This is a genomic window from Albidovulum sp. (assembly GCF_049646345.1).
Taxonomy (GTDB): Bacteria; Pseudomonadota; Alphaproteobacteria; order Rhodobacterales; family Rhodobacteraceae; genus Albidovulum.
In genome coordinates, this window is record NZ_JBARVQ010000437.1 from 1 (window position 1) to 21,074 (window position 21,074).

The 21,074-nt window shown below is 62.2% G+C and carries 16 protein-coding genes; 14 read left to right on the forward strand and 2 right to left on the reverse strand.

The window, feature by feature from the left end:
• Positions 1 to 1,305, reverse strand: a 1,305-nt coding sequence (locus WBB85_RS10920; protein ID WP_432638646.1) for a hypothetical protein, incomplete at its 3' end; no start/stop codon positions are given.
• A gap of 193 nt (positions 1,306 to 1,498) precedes the next feature.
• Here WBB85_RS10920 and WBB85_RS10925 point away from each other — a divergent pair.
• The 7 genes from WBB85_RS10925 to WBB85_RS10955 all read left to right on the forward strand — a co-directional run bounded on the left by WBB85_RS10925 (position 1,499) and on the right by WBB85_RS10955 (position 11,115).
• Entirely contained in the window at positions 1,499 to 2,980 is a 1,482-nt protein-coding gene (locus tag WBB85_RS10925; RefSeq protein ID WP_432638647.1) for a PLP-dependent aminotransferase family protein, read from the forward strand.
• A 94-nt stretch (positions 2,981 to 3,074) separates the two neighbouring features.
• The gene (xsc, locus tag WBB85_RS10930) at positions 3,075 to 4,853 is read left to right on the forward strand and encodes a sulfoacetaldehyde acetyltransferase (RefSeq protein WP_432638648.1); all 1,779 of its coding nucleotides are present in this window, start codon (positions 3,075 to 3,077) and stop codon (positions 4,851 to 4,853) included.
• Complete coding sequence (locus WBB85_RS10935) at positions 4,853 to 5,599, forward strand: TSUP family transporter (RefSeq protein WP_432638649.1); 747 nt, start codon at positions 4,853 to 4,855, stop codon at positions 5,597 to 5,599. Before xsc ends, WBB85_RS10935 begins: the two co-directional genes overlap by 1 nt.
• 15 nt (positions 5,600 to 5,614) lie before the next feature.
• Positions 5,615 to 6,628: a phosphate acetyltransferase gene (pta, locus tag WBB85_RS10940; protein ID WP_432638650.1), complete on the forward strand. Its 1,014-nt coding sequence runs from the start codon at positions 5,615 to 5,617 to the stop codon at positions 6,626 to 6,628.
• 88 nt (positions 6,629 to 6,716) lie between these two features.
• Positions 6,717 to 9,503 carry a molybdopterin oxidoreductase family protein gene (locus tag WBB85_RS10945; protein WP_432638651.1) on the forward strand — a complete coding sequence of 929 codons (2,787 nt, stop codon included), beginning with the start codon at positions 6,717 to 6,719 and terminating at the stop codon, positions 9,501 to 9,503.
• Complete coding sequence (locus WBB85_RS10950) at positions 9,500 to 10,240, forward strand: 4Fe-4S dicluster domain-containing protein (RefSeq protein ID WP_432638652.1); 741 nt, start codon at positions 9,500 to 9,502, stop codon at positions 10,238 to 10,240. The genes WBB85_RS10945 and WBB85_RS10950 overlap by 4 nt, the downstream gene beginning before the upstream one ends.
• Positions 10,240 to 11,115 carry a dimethyl sulfoxide reductase anchor subunit family protein gene (locus tag WBB85_RS10955; RefSeq protein WP_432638653.1) on the forward strand — a complete coding sequence of 292 codons (876 nt, stop codon included), beginning with the start codon at positions 10,240 to 10,242 and terminating at the stop codon, positions 11,113 to 11,115. Before WBB85_RS10950 ends, WBB85_RS10955 begins: the two co-directional genes overlap by 1 nt.
• Before the next feature lie 220 nt (positions 11,116 to 11,335).
• Here WBB85_RS10955 and WBB85_RS10960 read toward each other — a convergent pair whose 3' ends face one another.
• A complete protein-coding gene (locus WBB85_RS10960) occupies positions 11,336 to 12,301 on the reverse strand; it encodes a LysR family transcriptional regulator (RefSeq protein WP_432638654.1) in 966 nt (321 codons plus the stop codon).
• Positions 12,302 to 12,405: 104 nt separating this feature from the next.
• On the opposite strand from WBB85_RS10960, the gene hisD reads away from it, so the two are divergent.
• The 7 genes from hisD (at position 12,406) to WBB85_RS10995 (ending at position 20,960) form a co-directional block, all read left to right on the forward strand.
• On the forward strand, positions 12,406 to 13,719 hold the full coding sequence (gene hisD / locus WBB85_RS10965) for a histidinol dehydrogenase (RefSeq protein ID WP_432638655.1): 1,314 nt from the start codon (positions 12,406 to 12,408) through the stop codon (positions 13,717 to 13,719).
• Between the two features lie 10 nt (positions 13,720 to 13,729).
• Positions 13,730 to 14,422, forward strand: a complete 693-nt coding sequence (locus WBB85_RS10970; protein WP_432638656.1) for an aspartate/glutamate racemase family protein — start codon at positions 13,730 to 13,732, stop codon at positions 14,420 to 14,422.
• A gap of 161 nt (positions 14,423 to 14,583) precedes the next feature.
• A complete protein-coding gene (locus tag WBB85_RS10975; RefSeq protein ID WP_432638657.1) occupies positions 14,584 to 15,693 on the forward strand; it encodes a mandelate racemase/muconate lactonizing enzyme family protein in 1,110 nt (369 codons plus the stop codon).
• A 60-nt stretch (positions 15,694 to 15,753) separates the two neighbouring features.
• Positions 15,754 to 17,322: an ABC transporter substrate-binding protein gene (locus WBB85_RS10980; RefSeq protein WP_432638658.1), complete on the forward strand. Its 1,569-nt coding sequence runs from the start codon at positions 15,754 to 15,756 to the stop codon at positions 17,320 to 17,322.
• A 107-nt stretch (positions 17,323 to 17,429) separates the two neighbouring features.
• Positions 17,430 to 18,383: an ABC transporter permease gene (locus WBB85_RS10985; RefSeq protein WP_432638661.1), complete on the forward strand. Its 954-nt coding sequence runs from the start codon at positions 17,430 to 17,432 to the stop codon at positions 18,381 to 18,383.
• 11 nt (positions 18,384 to 18,394) lie between these two features.
• Complete coding sequence (locus tag WBB85_RS10990) at positions 18,395 to 19,318, forward strand: ABC transporter permease (protein WP_432638659.1); 924 nt, start codon at positions 18,395 to 18,397, stop codon at positions 19,316 to 19,318.
• Between the two features lie 4 nt (positions 19,319 to 19,322).
• On the forward strand, positions 19,323 to 20,960 hold the full coding sequence (locus tag WBB85_RS10995) for an ABC transporter ATP-binding protein (protein ID WP_432638660.1): 1,638 nt from the start codon (positions 19,323 to 19,325) through the stop codon (positions 20,958 to 20,960).
• Positions 20,961 to 21,074: the final 114 nt, after the last annotated feature.

Sequence of the window (21,074 nt, forward strand, 5' to 3'; positions counted from 1 at the left end):
GTTTTGGGGCTCAGACCTGCATTCAGCTTTCCCGAGTCCATTCAAAGCGCCTGGTACCAGCCAGGCGTGGGGATATCGGCTTGTCCATTCAGCATTGAGATTCAGCGCAACTATCGGGCCGGAAGATACCCGTGTGGACACAACCATAATACGTTCCGGACTCCACGCTGGGTCAAGGTTTGACAACAGATGGGTCAGAGCCGGATTTCGATACGGGCCTTTCAGAAGGGCAAGAACCATGGTGCTGCTCAGACCAATCAGTGAGGCAAAGAGCAGCGGAGTTACACGCATCGTGTTTGTAAGTACCCAGAGGCAGGCGGTGAAGGCGAATGCCTTCAATGGGATCGCGTGATACTGAAACCCGTTCCATTGAACGATATAGCAGCCGAGCCCTGCCAGTGCTGCCGAAACGAAAACCCCGGTACCTGCCGGAACGCCCTGTCGGGCAAGCAAGGTCAAGCCAAATATCACGAACGGGGCACAGCCAATCTGAAGGACGACAACGATCCTCCCTTCCGCCACTGCGATAGAGCCGTAGACTGACTGCGCAACAGGAACTATGTCGCGGAAATATTCCGGATGAAGGTACCACACAGACAGAACATACGCGATTCCAACGCAGACCATTGTAAGATTGCTTGTCGACCACAAAGGCCGGAACGACCGCACCGCAATGATGTGCCAGAGTGTGACCGCAATTGGAATCAACAGAAAATACGGCTTCAGGCAGATGCCCAATGCAGCAAGGATGGCAAATCCAACGTTTCTGCGTCGCGATACATTGTCATGTCCGACTGCAGTTGCCACCAGCCAGGGCATGACCAGTATCACCATGAGATGTTCGCGTTGACCGGTATCGCTGAGGGACGGCAAGGTCATCGCCAATCCGAGGCCGAGTTGCAGCATCACCCTGCGCCCGCCTGGCAGGCTGTGCCGGTCCGAAATGGCTGACCAGCAGGCCATCAGGCTGGCCATGATCAATAAGCTGAACACCAGATACTGAGCGTTCTGCGCGTCCATTCCGGTCAGGTCGGCAAACAGGACCGGAGGAACGGTGAAATAGAAGTTCAGCGGTGGATTGACTTCGTAGATGTCGACATAGAGGCGCGCACCACTCAGCCATTCGCGCGTTGCGACAAGATACCAGGCCGTATCATGGCTGATCAATCGCCCCCAGTGGAACGACAGGAAGGCTGCAGCAACGACCAGGGAAACGACGATCCCGGGCGTCAAGCCTGCAAACGACGCGCCGCGTCCGGCAGTGTGAAATGGCGGTGTGACTGAAGCGGCAATGGTGTCGCGCATAGATCCGGAAAAACTCGCGTCGAGGGTGGATTTTCCGCACACAAGCGGAAGTATGTGGCGGGAGTATGGAACGATCGGGGCAAATGCCCCCTGATCGTTTCGCTTTTGGGGGCGAGCGCGATCCGGACGGCTTGACCGCTGTAGCCTTTCACCGCATTGATAGGGCCAGTTTCTTGCAAGAATGGGTCCAGATGTGTCGATCCCTGCTGAATCCTTCTTTCTTGCGCAGGGCTTCAACGGCACCCTGCAACAGCAGATCCAGCAAATGGTTGCTGACGGGATTCTGCGCGGCCGGTTCCGGCCGGGCGAAAAGATGCCGTCGAGCCGCGGGCTTGCCCGCCATCTCGGCGTCAGCCGGATCACCGTCACACTGGCCTATACCGAGCTGGTCTCGGGCGATTATCTGACCGCGCGCGGCCGGTCGGGGTATTTCGTGTCCGACACCGCCCCCACGCATCCGGCCTTTGCCCCGCCTGAACGGCCGCATGGCGATTCCGTGGACTGGGAACGCATCATTGGCCGTCGCTTTTCCCGTCACGAACTGATCGCGCGACCGCAGGACTGGCAATCCTACCCCTATCCCTTCATCTACGGGCAGGCGGATGCCACGCTCTTCGATCATCAGAACTGGCGCCAATGCGCGCTTCGCGCCCTCGGCAAACGCGACTTTGAGGTTCTGACGGCCGATTTCTACGAACGCGACGATCCGATGCTGATCGAATATGTCATTCGCTCGATCCTGCCGCGGCGGGGCATCAGCGCCCGTCCCGAAGAGATTCTGCTGACCATGGGCGCGCAGAATGCGCTCTGGCTTGCGGCCGCGATCCTCTTGCGTCCGAGCAGCGTGGCGGCGGTTGAAAACCCCTGTTATCCGGGGTTGCGCGCGATCCTCAATCAGCTCGGGGCCGATGTGCGGTCTGTAGAGGTCGATGGCGCGGGGTTGCCTGCCGAGGATGTGCCCGATGGGGTCGAGGTGGTCTTTACCACCCCCAGCCATCATTGCCCGACCAATGCCACCATGCCGGTCGACCGCCGCACCGCCCTGCTGGAGCGGGCCCATAGCGAAGACTTCGTCGTGGTCGAGGATGACTACGAATTCGAGATGTCGTTCCTGAAACCCGCCGCCCCGGCGCTGAAGTCGCTCGATCACGACGGGCGGGTGATCTATGTCGGATCATTTTCGAAATCGCTCTTTCCCGGTCTGCGGCTGGGCTATCTGGTGGCTTCGGAAGCCTTCATCCGTGAAGCGCGGGCGCTGCGCGCGGCAATGCTGCGCCACACACCGGGGCATATTCAGCGTACGGTCGCCTATTTCCTGTCGCTCGGCCATTACGATGCTTTGATCAACCGGCTTAATCAGGCGTACAAACGTCGGCGCACCACGATGGACGAGGCAATCGCGACCCATGGGCTTGAGATCGCCGGGCGCGGTGCCTTTGGCGGGTCGAGCTTCTGGATGCGGGCGCCGGACCATGTCGATACCGATCTTCTGGCGGCACGGCTGCGCCCGCAAGGCGTGCTGATCGAACCGGGGCGCATCTTCTTCGCGCACGGCACGGCACCGCGCAATTTCTACCGCATTGCCTATTCCTCAATCGCGCAAACCCGCATTCCCGAAGGAATTGGCCTCATCTCGGCCGCGCTTGGGCAATCTGGACCTAATCAGGCGGGCTGACTGGCCCTACAGGGTAAAGCGGCTCCCGGCGTAAGAACGCGGTGATAAAAGGGGGATACCCCCTTCAACAGCTTGTTCCCGAGGGAGATCCGCCATGAAGATGACCACCGAAGAAGCCTTCGTCAAAACCCTGCAAATGCATGGGATCGAACATGCGTTTGGCATCATCGGTTCGGCCATGATGCCGATTTCGGACATCTTCGGCGAGGCCGGGATCAACTTCTGGGACTGCGCGCATGAAGGCTCGGGCGGGATGATGGCCGACGGGTTCACCCGCGCGACCGGCAAGATGTCGATGATGATCGCCCAGAACGGGCCGGGCATCGCCAACTTCGTCACCGCCGTGAAGACCGCCTATTGGAACCATACGCCGCTTTTGCTGGTGACACCGCAGGCCGCCAACAAGACGATGGGGCAGGGCGGGTTCCAGGAAATCGAACAGATGAACATGTTCGCCGATTGCGTCGCCTATCAGGAAGAGGTCCGCGACCCGACCCGTGTGGCCGAGGTTTTGAACCGGGTGATCCTGAACGCCAAGCGCGCCTCGGCCCCCGCGCAGATCAACGTCCCGCGCGACTACTGGACGCAAGTCATCGACATCGAGCTGCCGCAGATCGTGGAATTCGAACATCCCGCTGGTGGTGACGACGCGCTGACCAAAGCTGCCGAATTGCTGTCGAATGCCAAGTTCCCCGTCATCCTGAATGGTGCGGGCGTGGTTCTGGGCGGCGCCATCGGCGACACGATCAAACTGGCCGAGCGTCTGTCGGCCCCGGTCTGCGTCGGCTACCAGCACAATGACGCCTTCCCGGGCTCGCATCCGCTCTTTGCCGGGCCGCTGGGCTATAACGGGTCCAAGGCCGGGATGGAGTTGATCGCCAAGGCCGACGTGGTTCTGGCACTCGGCACGCGTCTCAACCCGTTCTCGACCCTGCCGGGCTACGGCATTGACTACTGGCCCAAGGATGCGGCGATCATCCAGGTCGACATCAACCCCAACCGGATCGGCCTGACCAAGAAGGTCACCGTCGGTATCATCGGCGACGCCAAGAAGGTTGCGAACACCATCCTCGACCGTCTGGCAGACAATGCCGGTGACGCAGGCCGCGATGATCGCAAGGCGCTGATTGCCACTACCAAGTCGGCCTGGGCGCAGGAACTGACCTCGCTCGACCACGAGCAGGACGATCCCGGCACCACCTGGAACGAACGCGCCCGCGCGGCGAAGCCCGACTGGCTGAGCCCCCGCAAAGCATGGCGCGCCATTCAATCCGCACTGCCGAAGAACGCCATCATCTCGTCCGATATCGGCAACAACTGCGCCATCGGTAACGCCTATCCGTCGTTTGAAGAGGGCCGCAAGTATCTGGCCCCGGGCCTTTTCGGCCCCTGCGGTTACGGCCTGCCGGCCGTTGTCGGCGCCAAGATCGGCTGCCCGGATGTGCCGGTTGTCGGCTTCTCGGGCGACGGCGCCTTTGGTATCGCGGTGACCGAACTGACCGCCATTGGCCGTGGCGAATGGCCCGCCGTGACCCAGATCGTTTTCCGCAACTACCAGTGGGGCGCTGAAAAGCGGAACTCCACCCTCTGGTATAATGACAACTTCGTCGGTACCGAGCTGGATACGCAAGTGTCCTATGCCGGTATCGCCAAGGCCTGCGGTCTGCAGGGCGTTGTCGCGCGGACCATGGACGAGCTGACCGACGCGCTGGCGAAGGCCATCGAAGACCAGATGAAGCATGGCAAGACCACGCTGATCGAAGCCATGATCAACCAGGAACTGGGTGAACCCTTCCGCCGCGATGCGATGAAAAAGCCGGTCGCGGTGGCGGGCATCAACAAGGCTGACATGCGCCCGCAAAAAGGAGCGTGATGACGCTTCCCTTCGATCTGGGGGCGGGGGCGGGCCTGTGGCTTGCCTTCGCCTTCTTCGCGGCGGCCTTTGTCCGGGGTTATTCGGGCTTTGGCTTTTCGGCCCTTGTCGTCGCTGCTGCGGGCCTTGCCACCAACCCGGTTTTCCTGGTGCCGGTCGTGGTGATCGCCGAGATCGCCATGACGCTCATGCAGGCGAAGGGCGTGGCCGGAAAGATCGAATGGAAACGGGTGCTGTCGATGCTGGCTGGGGCTGCGGTGATCATGCCGATCTCGGTCACGCTGCTGGCACGCGTGGGTGAGGACCCGGCGCGCATCGCCATTTCGCTGATCATCCTTGCGATGGCGCTGGTCCTGCTGGCGGGCTGGACGCTGCACCGCAAGATCGGCCCCTTGGGTCACGCGGGTGTCGGTATGGTTTCGGGGTTTGCCAACGGTGCTGCGGTGGGCGGATTGCCGGTCGCGGCGTTCATGGCGGCGCAGCCCATACCGGCCGCGATCTTCCGGGCCACCATGGTCGCCTATCTGACCGCGATCGACCTCGTGGCGCTGCCGATCATGTGGGCGAACGGCATGGTCAGCCATGACACGTTCGTGACGCTGGCACTTGCCGCGCCCGCGATGGTGGCAGGCGTCTGGTTGGGTGGGCGGCGTTTCCTTGCGGCCACGCCGCAGAGTTTTCGCCGCGTGGCGATCATGCTTTTGATCGGGTTATCCGTTCTGGGGCTGGTGCGGTCCTTTGTCTGAGAGGAACAGGAATAAATGAGTGTTCAGGAGCGTATTCTTGCAGCGGCAACCGGTGTCGACACTTGCATCGCGCTGAGCGAGGGTGAGGATCCGCGCATCGTCGGGGCGGCACTGGCCGCACGGGCGCGCGGGCTGGCGCGCATCATTCTTGTCGGGGATCACGCCGCAGTCACCGCCGAACTGGCCCGGCAGGGCGGGGCAGAAGGCGCAGGGCTGACACTCCACGATCCCGCGACATCGCCGCATCACGCAGCGCTTGCCGCAGCCTATCACGAATTGCGCAAGCATAAGGGAATGACGGAAGACAGTGCCGCCGAAGCCCTGCGCGAGCCTTTGACCTATGCCGCCATGCTGGTGCGCGAAGGGCTGGCCGACGGCACGGTCGGCGGGGCGGTGCACACCACCGCCGACACAGTCCGCGCCGCGATCCAATGCATCGGCAAGGCAAAGGGCGAAGCATTGGTGTCGTCCTTCTTCCTGATGATCATGGATCAGCCATATCACGTCGTGAAAGGCGCGGTGATCTTTTCAGATTGTGGCCTGGTGGTTGATCCGACCCCCGAACAACTTGCGGCCATTGCCGCCCAATCCGCCCGTTCCCTGACCGCGCTGACCGGTGAGGAACCGCGCGTCGCGATGCTCTCGTTTTCGACCAAGGGCAGTGCGGCCCACCCGGCGGTGACGAAGATGGAAGAGGCGACAGCTTTGGCCCGCGCCGCGCATCCCGACCTGATCCTTGATGGCGAATTGCAGTTCGATGCGGCCTTCGTGCCCGCCGTTGCCGCCACCAAGGCCAAGGGCTCTCCGGTAGAGGGCAGGGCCAATGTCTTTGTCTTCCCGGACCTCGATGCAGGCAATATCGGCTACAAGATCGCCCAGCGGATCGGCGGGGCAATGGCCATCGGCCCGGTGCTGCAAGGCCTTTCCAAACCCGCCAATGATCTGTCGCGCGGCTGTGTCGCCGCAGATGTCGAATTGATGATCGCGGTTACGGCGCTCCAGGCAAAGATGACGAAAGCGAACGTTTAGTTCGAAAAAATGCAATTCGGTTTCAACGGGTTGCAGTGTAAAGAGATACTGAACAAACTCCCGCGGATCGTGGGGACGGGGAACAGATATGACCTATCAGCAGCCGAAACTGGACACTTCTCCCAAAGTCTCGGACGAGGTGAGGAAGACGACCTGCTACATGTGCGCCTGCCGCTGCGGCATCAATGTGCATCTGAAGTCGGGCAAGGTTTCATATATTGAAGGGAACCGCGACCACCCGGTCAACAAGGGTGTCCTGTGTGCCAAGGGCTCGTCGGGCATCATGCAGGTGACCGCGCCCTCGCGGCTGCGCGCGCCCCTGAAGCGGGTCGGCCCGCGCGGATCGGGCGCGTTTGAGGAGATTTCCTGGGAAGAGGCGTTCCAGATCGCCGTTTCCTGGCTGAAGCCATTGCGTGAAACCGCTCCGGAAAAACTGGCCTTCTTTACCGGCCGCGACCAGTCGCAGAGCTTCACCAGCTTCTGGGCGCAGGGCTTTGGCACCCCGAACTATGCAGCCCATGGCGGGTTCTGTTCGGTCAATATGGCGGCTGGCGGCATCTACACGATGGGCGGCGCCTTCTGGGAATTCGGCCAGCCCGACTGGGACCGCGCGAAGCTTTTCATCCTGTTCGGCGTGGCCGAGGATTACGATTCAAATCCGATCAAGATCGGCATCAGCAAGCTGAAGGCGCGCGGCAGCCGCGTCGTCGGCGTCAACCCGATCCGCACCGGCTATAATGGGGTCGCCGACGACTGGTACGGCATTACGCCGGGCACCGACGGGTTGCTGATCCTGTCGCTGATCCATGAACTGCTGAAGGCGGGCAAGATCGACCTCGATTACCTTGCGCGCTTCACCAATGCACCCTGTCTGGTGGATGAGGCTGATGGGCCGGGCAAGGGTCTTTTGCTGCGCGACAAGGACGGCAAGCATCTGGTCATCGACAAGAAGACCGGCAAGCCCGCAGCCTTTGACAAGAAGGGTGTCCAGCCTGATCTGGGTGCCACCCACAAAGGTGCCCGCACCGTCTTTCAGCACCTCGCCGAACGCTACCTGTCGGACGACTACGCGCCCGAGGCGGTCGCGGATCGCACCGGCATCCCGGCAACCCGCATCAAGGGCCTTGCGGCGGAGATTGCACGGGCGGCCTTCGATGAACCGGTCGTGCTGGATCATGAATGGACCGATTTCCGGGGCGACACCCACAAGCAAATGGTCGGCCGCCCGGTGGCTTTCCACTCCATGCGCGGCGTTTCGGCCCATTCCAACGGCTTCCAGACCTGCCGGGCACTGCACCTTTTGCAGATCCTCATCGGATCGGTCGAAACCCCCGGTGGCTTCCGCTTCAAACCGCCCTATCCGAAACCACCCGAGGCGCATCCGAAACCGCATTGCGGCTTCAACCCCGGCACGCCGCTGAACGGCCCGCATCTGGGCTTTGTTCACGGGCCCGATGATCTGGCGCTGAACCCCGATGGCAGCCCCGCGCGCATCGACAAGGCCTTCACCTGGGAAAACCCGATGAGCGCCCATGGCCTCATGCATATGGTCATCCCGAACGCACATGCGGGCGACCCCTACAAGGTCGACACGATGATGCTCTACATGGCGAATATGTCGTGGAACTCATCGATGAACACCCGCGCGGTGATGGAGATGCTGACCGACAAGGACGAGGGCGGCGACTACAAGATCCCGCGCATCATCTATTCCGATGCCTATGCCTCGGAAATGGTCGCCTATGCCGACCTCGTGCTGCCCGACACGACCTATCTGGAGCGGCATGACTGTATCTCGCTTCTTGACCGGCCGATCTGCGAGGCCGAGGCGGCGGCAGATGCGATCCGCTGGCCTGTGATCGAGCCTGACCGCGATGTGCGCGGCTTCCAGTCGGTGCTGGTGGAACTCGGCAACCGCCTGCAACTCCCGGGTTTCGTGGATGCAGAGGGCAAGGCCAAATACAAGGATTACGCGGATTACATGGTCAACCATGAACGCCGTCCCGGTGTTGGTCCGCTCATGGGCTGGCGCGGCAATGGCGATCAGACCGGGCGCGGCGCGCCGAACCCCGATCAGTTGCAGCGCTATATCGACAATGGCGGCTTTGCCATGGCCCATATCCCGGATGAGGCGCAATTCTTCAAACCGTGGAACGCGGCCTATCAGGACTGGGCGGTGGAGCTTGGCCTTTACGACAAGCCGCAGCCCTATCTCTTCACGATCTATTCCGAACCGATGCAGCGTTTCCGCCTTGCCGCCGAAGGCCATGGCGACCGTCAGCCGCCCGAGCATCTGCGCGAAAGGGTGAAAGCCACGATGGACCCGCTGCCGATCTGGTACGAACCCTTTGGCGACAGTGCCGGGGCGGATTATCCGGTCCATGCACTGACCCAGCGACCGATGGCGATGTATCATTCCTGGGGATCGCAGAACGCTTGGTTGCGCCAGATCCATGGCGTGAACCCGCTTTATGTGCCGACCAAGATCTGGGAAGCGAACGGTTTTCAGGACGGCGACTGGGCCCGCGTGACCTCACCTTCGGGCGAGATTACCGTGCCGGTGGCGCATATGGCCGCGCTCAATGAAAACACGATCTGGACCTGGAACGCCATTGGCAAGCGCAAGGGCGCCTGGGCGCTTGATCCGGATGCGCCGGAGGCCACCAAGGGCTTCCTTCTCAATCACCTGATCCATGAACTTCTGCCCGAGAAGGGCGATGGGATGCGCTGGTCGAACTCTGACCCGATCACCGGACAGGCGGCCTGGTTTGACCTGCGTGTGAGGATCGAAAAGGCCGATCCACCGGATGAGGCGCAGCCAGCCTTCCCGCCCATCCCGTCCCCCGTTCCGGCCGCGAAGAGGAACCGCCCATGACCGCCCTTCCGCCGCCCTCCGCCAAGAAACTCGGGCTTGTCATCGACCTTGACACCTGTGTGGGCTGCCATGCCTGCGTGACCGCCTGCAAAGGCTGGAACGACCAGGGTTATGGTGTGCCATTGTCGGACCAAAACGCTTATGGATCAGAGCCTTCCGGCACGTTCCTAAACCGCGTTCATTCGTTCGAGGTCCAGCCTGATCAGGGCCCCGCGCAGGTCATCAACTTCCCGCGTTCGTGCCTGCATTGCGACAACGCGCCCTGCGTCACCGTCTGCCCGACCGGGGCCAGCTACAAGCGGGCCGAGGACGGGATCGTTCTGGTCAACGAAGATGCCTGCATCGGTTGCGGTCTTTGTGCCTGGGCCTGCCCTTACGGCGCGCGCGAACTGGATCAGGCGGCGGGGGTGATGAAGAAATGTACGCTCTGCGTCGACCGGATCTACAATGAAAACCTGCCCGAGGAAGATCGTCAGCCCGCCTGTGTCCGCACCTGCCCGTCCGGCGCGCGGCATTTTGGCGATCTCGGCGACCCCGACAGCGATGTCAGCAAACTCGTCGCCGAACGCGGCGGCTATGATCTGATGCCGGAAATGGACACCAAGCCGGTCAACAAATACCTGCCGCCGCGCCCCAAAGGCGCTGTGGAGGATGAAGTCGATATCCTCGCCCCGCTTCTTGATGTGAAGACCACCGGTTTTGCCGGATGGCTCGACCGTATTCTGGAGAAAATCTAATGCATCCGGCACCTTCCGTCATTGTCTTCACAACGTTGTCGGGCGCCGGGTTCGGCCTTCTGGCCTTTCTGGCGCTGGGGCTTCTGCCGGTCTACGGACTTCAGGCCTTCCTGATCTGGGGGCTGGGATACGGGTTGGCGGTGATCGGGCTTCTGGCCTCGACCTTTCACCTTGGCAATCCGCAGCGCGCCTGGCGCGCCTTTACCCAATGGCGCACGAGTTGGCTGAGCCGTGAAGGCTGGGCAGCGGTTGCGGCACTTCTTCTGCTGGCCCCTGTCGCGCTTTCGGCGATCTTCGGCGGCGGCCTGCCGCCCCTTTTCGGGCTGGTGGGGGCGCTTTTGTGCCTCGCTACGGTCATGGCGACCGCGATGATCTATACGCAGCTTAAAACCGTGCCGCGCTGGAATTTCTGGACGACACCTGCACTCTTCTTCACCTTCGCTGCGACCGGCGGGGCGATCATGACCGGGCAGGCGGTGCCGGGCGCGATCCTTTGCGCGGTTCTGGCCGCGCTGATGATCGTCGCCTTCAAGCTTGGCGACAGACGGTTCGGCGATGTCGGTGCCTCCATGGGCTCGGCCACGGGGCTTGGGGCGATCGGCAAGGTGCGGGTGCTGGCGCAGGCGCATACCGGGCCGAACTACCTGATGAAGGAAATGATCCATGTCGTCGGGCGCAAGCACGCGACGACACTCCGGCGCATTGCGGTGACGCTGGCGGCGGTGTTGCCGGGGCTGATGCTGCTTTTCATGCCGCCGCATCCCTTCATCATTGGCGTCATCGCGGCGATCCATCTGATGGGGGCCTTCGCCGCACGCTGGCTGTTCTTTGCCGAAGCCGAACATGTCGTCGGCCTCTATTACGGTCAGCGCTGACCGGTAGCGTTCCGGATTTGCAATATATCAGGGCCCGAACGCTGTCATTCGGGCCCTGATACTTTCTTTTCAGCCAAATTCCGGGTGGTTTTGATATTCCACTTTCATGAAGCTACGCTTCCACATCGCGAAAAAACGGGCGTGCCGCTTGCCGGAACGCCCGTTTTTGCCGCCTAACGGTCCGAACATCAGCGTTAGGGACGCGACCGTGACCGTCGATCTATGCCGGAATGACCGCGAATGTGTCGCCCAGCCAGGGCGCGAAGTCCTTGGCGGGGCGGATCAGGCGCGCCGTCATCAGGGCGCGGAGTGTGCGGACGATCTCTTTGGCGACATGGTCGGATTGCTCGGTCGAGGCGAAAAGCGAGATGGTGCGCGACATTGCCGCCAGCGGCAGCGGATGGATCGACACCCGGTCGAGAAAGGCGCGCGCCCGAAGAACCGCGAGCGGCGTGGTGATCGAAAAGCCCACACCATTCGCCACCAGCGCCATGATCGACTGATTGCTGTCCATCTCGAACCGGTCGGGCAGGGCGATGCGATGGCGTGCCAGATGCGCCTCGATCTGCCGTCCCATCAACTGGCCACGGTCGTAACGCAAGAGCGGCAGGGCCGAGAGCGCCTCCATCTCCTTGCCCTTGGGCAGGTCGAAGCCGCGCGGTACGGCCAGCACGTAGGGGTCGCGCAACAGCCGGTATTCGACCGTGCCCTGAACCGCATCGGACGGGGCGGCGGCCACAACGACATCAAGCTGCCGGTTGGTCATGCGGGCGATCATTTCGTGGCTGGGTCCCGTGGTCAGGCGAAAGTCGCAATTGCGCAGGTTCTTGGCCAGCGCGATCACCAGTTCGGGCGTGATCTCGGCATCGAAATCGTCGATGACGCCAACCCGCAGGCTGGTCAGGTGGGAAATGTCGAGAACGGTCAGTTCGGCCTGCGCCTGACGGATGCGGCTGAGCGCGTCGCGGGTGCGGTGCAGAAAGACGCGGCCCGCAGGTGTCAGCTGCAGGGGGCGATGGCTGCGATCCAGAAGCGGGCAGCCAAGCGAGTTTTCAAGATTGGAAAGCTGTTGCGAGGCGGCCGGAAGGCTCAGCCCCATCAGTCGGGCGCCTTCAGCAACGGTACCGGACTGGGCGACAGCCTCGAAAAGTTCAAGGGCGCGCAGGGTGATGCCTTTGGCAAGCATGGAAATGAGGCTCCGTTTCGGGGTCTTAGATTTCAGAAAGTTGAACTTGTGACGGTCGGCGGTCAAGCCCCCTACGCAAAAATATCGAGAAAGGAAGCAGCGCGATGAGTATTACGTTCTTCAAACAGTCGACCACCACGAGCGAGGAAGTCTCGGCCGATGTGCCCGCGACCGTGTCGCGGATGCTGGCCGAGATTGAGGCGGGCGGTGAGGTCGTGACCCAGCGCTATGCTGAAAAGCTCGACGGCTGGGCAGGGGACATTGTCGTCCCGCGCGAGGTGATCGAGGCCGCATCGGCCTCGGTGCCGCAGCAGTTGAAGGACGATATCCGCTACGCGCATGAGAACATCGCCAAGTTCGCGCAGGCCCAGCTGGATAGCTGCAGCGAGACCGAGGTCGAACTGCGCCCGGGCCTCAGGGCCGGTCAGCGGCTGATCCCGATCTCTTCGGCCGGGGCCTATGTGCCGGGCGGGCGCTACAGCCATATCGCTTCGGCGCTGATGACCGTCACCACCGCAAAGGTCGCGGGCGTTGGCCATATCTCTGCGGTGTCGCCGCCGCGTCCGGGGCAGGGCGTTCCGGCCACGATCCTTTACGCGCTCGACTATTGCGGCGCCGACCGCATTCTGGCGCTTGGCGGCGTGCAGGGCATCGCCGCGATGGCCTATGGCCAGTTCGGTCTGCCGCCTGCGGACATCCTCGTCGGCCCCGGCAACGCCTATGTCGCCGAAGCCAAGCGCCAGCTTTTCGGCCGCGTCGGCATCGACATGTTCGCGGGCCCGACCGACAGCCTTGTCATCGCTGATGAAACCGCCGACCCCTATCTGGTGGCCTGGGATCTGATCGGTCAGGCCGAGCATGGCCAGACCTCTCCGGTCTGGCTGGTCACCGACAGCACCGCGATGGCCGAGGCCGTGACGGCCCATATCCCGGGCTGTATCGCCGAATTGCCGCAACCGAACCGCAGTGCCGCCGAAGAGGCCTGGGCATCGCTGGGCGAGATCGTGATCTGCGCCACGCGCGAAGACATGGCCGCCCATGCCGACAAGGTGGCGCCCGAGCATCTGCATGTTCAGGCCGCCGATCTTGACTGGTGGCGCGGGCGTCTCTCGGCCTATGGTTCGCTCTTCCTCGGGGCCGAGACGACGGTGGCCTTCGGCGACAAGGCGGCGGGCACCAACCATGTCCTGCCGACCTCGGGCGCTGCGCGCTATACCGGTGGCCTTTCGGTCCACAAATTCCTCAAGACTGTGACCTGGCAGGAAGTCCAGCCCGAGGCGTTGCGCGATCTGGCCGCCGTAACCGCCCGTATCTCGCGCTTTGAGGGGATGGAGGGCCATGCCCGCTCGGCCGATATCCGGCTTGAAAAATTCTTCCCGGGCGAAGAGTTTGCCCTACGGCCGGCGACGAACGGCTGAGGTAGGGGGGATGATGCGGCCTGTTGGAATACTTGGTGGTATGGGTCCGGATGCGACGGTTTTCCTGATGCAGAAGGTCATCGCCGCCCGTCCGGCGGCGGATGATGCCGATCACATTCCGCTGATCGTGCACCAGAACCCGCAGGTGCCAAGCCGCATCAAGGCGCTGATCGAAGGGACCGGGGAGAATCCCGGTCCCGTCCTTGCCGATATGGCGCGCGGTCTGGGGCGGGCAGGCGCACAAGTGCTGGCCATGCCCTGCAATACCGCCCACGCTTATGCGGGCTATGTGCGGGATGCGACGGATCTGCCGTTTCTCGACATGATCGCGGCGACGGCTGAAACCCTGTCGCAAGCAAAAGGTACGGGCGCGCGGGTCGGCATGCTCGCCTCGCCAGCGGTGCGGCTGGCGGGCGTGTTCGATGCGACATTTGCCGAGGCCGGGCTGGAACCGGTCTGGTCACGGGACGAGGATGGCCTTCTGGCGGTGATCCGCGCGGTCAAGGCCGGGCGCAAGGGGCGGGACGAGGTTGCAGAACTCGACCGGCTGGCACGCGGTTTCATCGATGCACAGGGCTGCGATCTTTTGGCGGTGGCCTGTACGGAACTGTCGATCCTGATGCCCGAACTCACGCCCGACCTGCCGCTCACCGACACGCTGGACTGTCTTGTGGCGCGGATCGTTGATTTTTCAGTTAATTGAGCCGTCAGTTAATTTAGGGCGCTGTTTGTCGAAAAACAGACACGAAGCGTCGCTTTAACTTCAATCAATCGGTATGTCTGACAATAGTCTGACCCGGCTGCGATTCAAACAAGCGTGGCCGTCGACCAACGTGTCGACACTTGGGGGGAGGCATTCACGGAATGACGGCGATCTCGTTGATCGAGACCTTTTCCGATGAATTCATCTGCTTTGTGCGCCTCACAGCCAAGGATGGCGCTATTGGCTGGGGGCAATGCTCCACCTACAACGCCGATATCACCGCATTGATCCTGCACCGTCAGGTCGCGCCCCACGCGCTTGGCGCGGGCACCGATGACATTCTGGCCCTGGTTCAACGGATCGAAGAAAAGGAACACAAATTCCCCGGCTCTTATCGCTGTCGCGCGCTCGCGGGGCTCGATACCGCGCTCTGGGATATGCGCGGACAGCGCGAGGGCAAACCGGTGGTGGAGCTGCTGGGCGGCAAGCCGGGTTGGATCAGGGCCTATGCCTCATCCATGAAGCGCGACATCACGCCGGAGGATGAGGCCGCGCGCTTTGTCCGACTGCGGGATGAGCAGGGCTTTGACGCGTTCAAATGGCGGGTCGGGGCCGAATGCGGCCGCGATATCGATGAATGGCCGGGCCGTACTGAGGCGGTCGTGCCCACGGTGGCCCGCGCTCTTGGCGACGGGATCGCGAAGCTCGTCGACGGCAATTCCGGCTTTTCCCCCGCCCGCGCGATCGAGGTGGGGCACCTGCTGGAGGCCGAAGGCATCGGCCATTTTGAGGAACCCTGCCCCTATTGGGACCTGGATCAGACGAAAGCGGTCACCGACACGCTGGATATCGACGTGACGGGGGGCGAGCAGGATTGGGATCTGGCGATCTGGAAACGCATGATCGAACTGCGGGCCGTCGATATCGTCCAGCCCGACGTGATGTATATGGGCGGCATCGCCCGCACACTGCTCGTGGCCGATCTTGCCGCCAAGGCAGGCTTGCCCTGCACACCGCACAGCGCCAACCTGTCGCTGGTGACGATCTCGACGATGCATCTTCTTGGCGCGATTCCGAATGCCGGAAAGTATCTGGAGTTCTCCATCGAGGGGGCAGACTACTATCCATGGCAGCAGGATTTGTTCCTTGGCGACCCCTATGCCGTTCAGGACGGCAAGCTACGTATTCCCGACGGCCCGGGCTGGGGCGTTGAGATCAATCCCGGCTGGCTCGACCGGGCGAAATATCAAAAGAGCGCGTTAGAGGCTTGACCCGGGGCGTCCGGGGGGCCGTAATCGACAACAACAACAAGACTCGACAAGGAGGAAAGTATGTCGAATTTCAATAACGGAACTGGTGGTCTTAGCCGCCGCGGCCTGCTCAAGGGCGCAACCGCCCTGGGTGCAGCGGGCCTGATTCTGCCCGCGAGCATGCGCAAGGCTGCCGCGGAACCGAAAAAAGGCGGCACCCTGCGCATCGGCATCGGCCATGGCAGCACCTCGGACAGCCTGGACCCGGCAACCTACGAACAGCTCTTCACGCAGACCCTTGGCGCTTGTCTGCATTGCTACCTGACCGAAGTGGCCCCCGACGGCACACTGATCGGCGAACTTGCCGAAAGCTGGGAAGCCTCGGCCGACGCCGCGACGTGGACGTTCAAGCTGCGCGATGGCGTGACCTTCCATGGCGGCAAGACGCTGGATGCGGGCGATGTCATCGCCTCGATCAACCATCACCGTGGCGAGGACAGCAAATCGGCCGCCAAGCCGATTGTTGAGCCGATTGCCGACATTACCGGTGAAGGCAATACCGTCGTCTTTACCCTGACCGCAGGCAATGCCGACTTCCCGTTCATCATGTCGGACTATCACCTGCCCATCATGCCCGCGACCGATGGCAAGATCGACGCCAACGCGGCCGATGGGGCCGGCGGCTATATCATGGACAGCTGGGAACCGGGTGTCGATGCCAAGCTGAACCGCAACCCGAACTACTGGAAAGCGGGCCGGGCCCATTTCGACCGGATCGAGCTTTATGCGATTCACGATGCCGCGGCACGTCAGAATGCGCTGATCACCGGCGAAGTGGACGTGATCGACGAAGTCGACCGCAACACGGTCGGCCTGCTGGCCAATGCCCCCGGTGTGACGATCCTGCCGGTGACCGGCACCCAGCATTACGTGTTCCCGATGGACACCACGCAGGCGCCGTTCACCGACAACAATGTCCGTCAGGCGTTGAAATACGCGCTCGACCGGCAGGAAATGGTGGACAAGATCCTTGGCGGCTATGGCTCGGTCGGTAACGACCATCCGATCAGCCCGGCGAACCGCTTCTACAATCCTGATCTTGAGCAGCACACCTACGATCCGGACAAGGCGAAGTACTACCTCAAGCAGTCCGGCCTCGACAGCGTCACGGTTCAGCTGTCCACTGCGGATGCGGCCTTTACCGGGTCGGTCGATGCGGCGGTGCTCTATTCCGAAAAGGCGGCTGCGGCCGGGATCACGCTGGAAGTCGTGCGTGAGCCGAACGATGGCTACTGGGACAACGTCTGGATGAAGAAGAGCTGGGTCGGTTCCTATTGGGGCGGCCGTCCGACCGAAGACTGGATGTTCTCCACCGCCTATGCGGCCGGGGCACCCTGGAACGAAACGCGTTGGGACAATGCCCGCTTCAATGAGCTGCTGCTGGCGGCCCGGTCCGAACTGAATGAGGATCTGCGTCGCGAGATGTACTATGAGATGCAGGATCTCTGCTCCAACGAGGGTGGCGTGGTGGTTCCGATGTTCGCCAGCTACGTGATGGCGCATTCGGACAAGGTCATGCACGAAGACACGGTGGCCGCGAACTGGTCGCTGGACGGCTACCGCGCGGTGGAGCGCTGGTGGTTCGCCTGATCTGAACCGGTCCCGGCGCTTCGGCGCCGGGACCTTCGCCCGGGAAAAGACGGCGGACCGCTCATCCGCCGAGGGCCCAGAAGAAAAACAATATGGGGGATTATCCGGTGTCGGACATCTGGATGATGATCGTCAAACGTCTGGGGCTCGGCCTGCTGACGCTTTTCGCGATTTCACTGATCATTTTCTCGGCGACCGAGATGCTTCCGGGCGACCTTGCGAGGGCGATCCTGGGGCAGGCGGCGACCGAAGAGACGCTGGCCGCGTTCCGGCGTGAGGTCGGGCTCGACCTGCCTGCGCATACACGCTACCTGAACTGGCTGATGGGCGCGGTGCAGGGCGATTTCGGCACCTCGCTGGCGAACCGGCGACCGATCACCGAAATGATCTCCGGCCGGCTGAACAACACCCTGTTCCTTGCACTTTATGCAGCGGCCCTTTCGGTGCCGCTCTCGCTCGCTCTGGGCATTCTGGCCGCCCTCTACCGCAACTCGATCTTTGACCGTTCGGCAAATGCGATGGCGCTGACGGCGATTTCGTTTCCGGAATTCTTCGTGGCCTATATCCTGGTCTTCTATCTGGCGCAGGCGGGCTACTTCCCCTCGCTGGCACGGATCGATGCGAATGCGGGCTTTGGCGACAAGCTTTGGCGAACCTTTCTTCCGGCCCTGACGCTGACGCTGGTCGTGACCGCGCATATGATGCGAATGACACGGGCGGCGATCATCAACCTCCTGGCCTCTCCCTATATCGAGATGGCGCGGCTGAAGGGGATCAGCCCGATGCGGGTGATCCTGAAACATGCGCTGCCGAATGCTCTGGCGCCGATCATCACCGTCGTGGCCCTGAACCTTGCCTATCTGATCACCGGCGTTGTCGTGGTTGAGAACGTCTTCAGCTATCCGGGTCTTGGACAGTTGATGGTCGACAATGTGCGGGCACGCGATTTTCCTGTTGTGCAGGCGGTCGCGCTGATCTTCGCGGCGGCCTATGTGCTGCTGAACCTGACCGCTGATGTGCTTTCGACCCTGTCGAACCCGCGTCTCATTCATCGCAAATAAGGGGGGATGACATGGCTTTTCTGACGCATCTCTTCTGGATTGCGATCGCGGTTGCCGGGGCGCTCGGTGCGGGCTGGCTGTTCCGCCAGCTGCTGATTTCGGTGACCAGAGGGGCGACCGCGCGTGCGCTGCGCACGGCCCCGGTCACGGCCGGGTTCGGTATGCTGGTGATCGTCGTCTATGTCCTGGTTGCAACTTTCGCCCCCGTCATTGCGCCCTTTGCCGAGCGTGAGGTCGTCGGCGGGCAGTTCCTGCCCTGGGACAGCACCCATCTTCTGGGGACCGACAACCTTGGCCGCGACATGTTCACCCGGCTCGTCTTCGGGGCGCGCAACACGGTCGGGATCGCGTTTCTGACCACGGCGCTGGCCTTTTTCATCGGCGCGATGCTGGGGCTTCTGGCGGCGACGGTCGGCGGCTGGCTCGACCAGGTTCTCAGCCGGGTTGTCGATATTCTGATGGCAATCCCGTCGCTGATCTTCTCGCTGCTGCTGCTGGCGATCTTCGGCACCTCGGTCGTGACCCTGATTCTGGTGATCGCGACGATCGATTCCACCCGGGTCTTCCGTCTGGCGCGGTCGGTCGCGATGAACATCGTGGTGATGGACTATATCGAAGCGGCCAAGCTGCGGGGCGAGGGGCTTTGGCGCCTGATCACGCGCGAGGTTCTGCCAAATGCCATGGCACCGCTCGTGGCCGAATTCGGTCTGCGCTTCTGCTTCGTCTTCCTGATGATCTCGGCGCTCTCGTTCCTCGGTGTCGGTATCCAGCCGCCCACCGCCGACTGGGGCTCTATGGTGAAGGAAAACGCGGCTCTGATCACGTTCGGAAACATCACGCCGCTTCTGCCAGCCGGTGCCATCGCGCTTTTGACCGTGGCGGTCAATTTCGTGGTGGACTGGATGCTGCACCGCGCCAGCGGATTGAAGGAGTAAGGCGATGAAAGACACGACCAGCAAGCCAGTCCTTCTGACGATGCGCAATATCGAGATCGAGGGCCGTTCGGATGAAAAATGGTCGCCGATCATCAAGGGCGTGGACCTGACCCTGAACAAGGGCGAGGTTCTGGGTCTGATCGGCGAAAGCGGTGCGGGCAAATCCACTTTGGGCCTGGCCGCGATGGGCTTCACCCGCGATGGCTGCCGCATATCGGGCGGAACCATCGATTTCGACGGGATCGACCTGATGACAGCGTCCGAGGCGACGAAACGGGGGCTGCGCGGCAAGCGCATCGCCTATGTCGCGCAATCGGCAGCGGCCAGCTTCAACCCTGCCCACAAGCTCATCGACCAGTACAGCGAAGCGCCCGTTCAGCACGGGGTGATGGGCCGGGGCGAGGCGGAAAGCGACGCGGTGGAGCTTTACCGCCGCATGCAATTGCCGAACCCGGATGAAATCGGCTTTCGCTATCCGCATCAGGTCTCGGGCGGGCAGTTGCAGCGGGCGATGACGGCAATGGCGATGGCCTGCCGTCCCGATCTGATCATCTTCGATGAGCCGACAACGGCGTTGGATGTGACGACCCAGATCGAGGTCCTCTCGGCGATCCGCGACATTGTCGCGCAATTCGACACGGCGGCGATCTATATCACCCATGACCTCGCGGTCGTGGCGCAGATGGCCGACAAGATCAAAGTGCTTTTGCGGGGGGATGAGGTAGAGGAGGCCGATACCCGCACGATGCTGTCGGTGCCGAAGGAGGACTACACCAAGACCCTGTGGGCCGTGCGCAGCCATGCCCGCGCCACCCAGCCGCCGGTCGAAAAGGGCACGGTGCCGGTCGTCTCGGTCAAGGGGGTGACGGCGGGCTACGGTCAGGTCGATATCCTGAAGAACATCAATTTCGATATCCACAAGCGCCGCACCGTCGCGGTGGTCGGTGAAAGCGGTTCGGGCAAGTCGACGGCCGCACGGGTGATCACCGGGCTTCTGCCGCCACGGCAGGGGCAGGTTCTGTTCAACGGTCAGGCGCTGCCACCCAACTACCGGAACCGCAGCCGCGATCAGTTGCGCCAGGCGCAGATGATCTACCAGATGGCCGATACCGCACTGAACCCGAAGCTGCGGCTGCGCGAACTGATCGGCCGCCCGGCGCAGATGTATCTGGGTCTTCAGGGCAAGGCGCTGACCGAGCGTATCCGCGATCTTCTCAATCTGATCGAACTGGAACCCGATCAGTATATCGACCGGCTGCCGTCAGAGCTTTCGGGCGGGCAGAAGCAACGGATCGGTATTGCCCGCGCGCTTGCCGCCGAGCCGCAATTCATCATCTGCGATGAGGTGACATCGGCGCTCGACCAGCTTGTCGCCGAAGGTATCCTGAAGCTTCTCGACCGGCTCCAGAGCGAGTTTGATCTGGCCTATATGTTCATCACCCATGATCTGGCCACCGTGCGATCCATCGCTGATGAGGTGGTGGTGATGCAACAGGGCAGGGTGGTCGAACAGGGCCCGAAGGACGAGATGTTCCAGCCGCCGCATGATCCCTATACCGAGCTGCTTTTGTCGTCGGTGCCCGAGATGGACCCCGACTGGCTGACGAAGCTTCTGAAAGAGCGCGCGGAAAAGGCGTCATGAACCGACGTAAGGTGGGTTTAAACCCACCTTACAATCAGGTGTGTTCCGTCTTTTTACGCGCGGATATGCCGGTAAGGTGGGTTTAGAGCGTGTTGCGCCTAATCGGTTTCATAT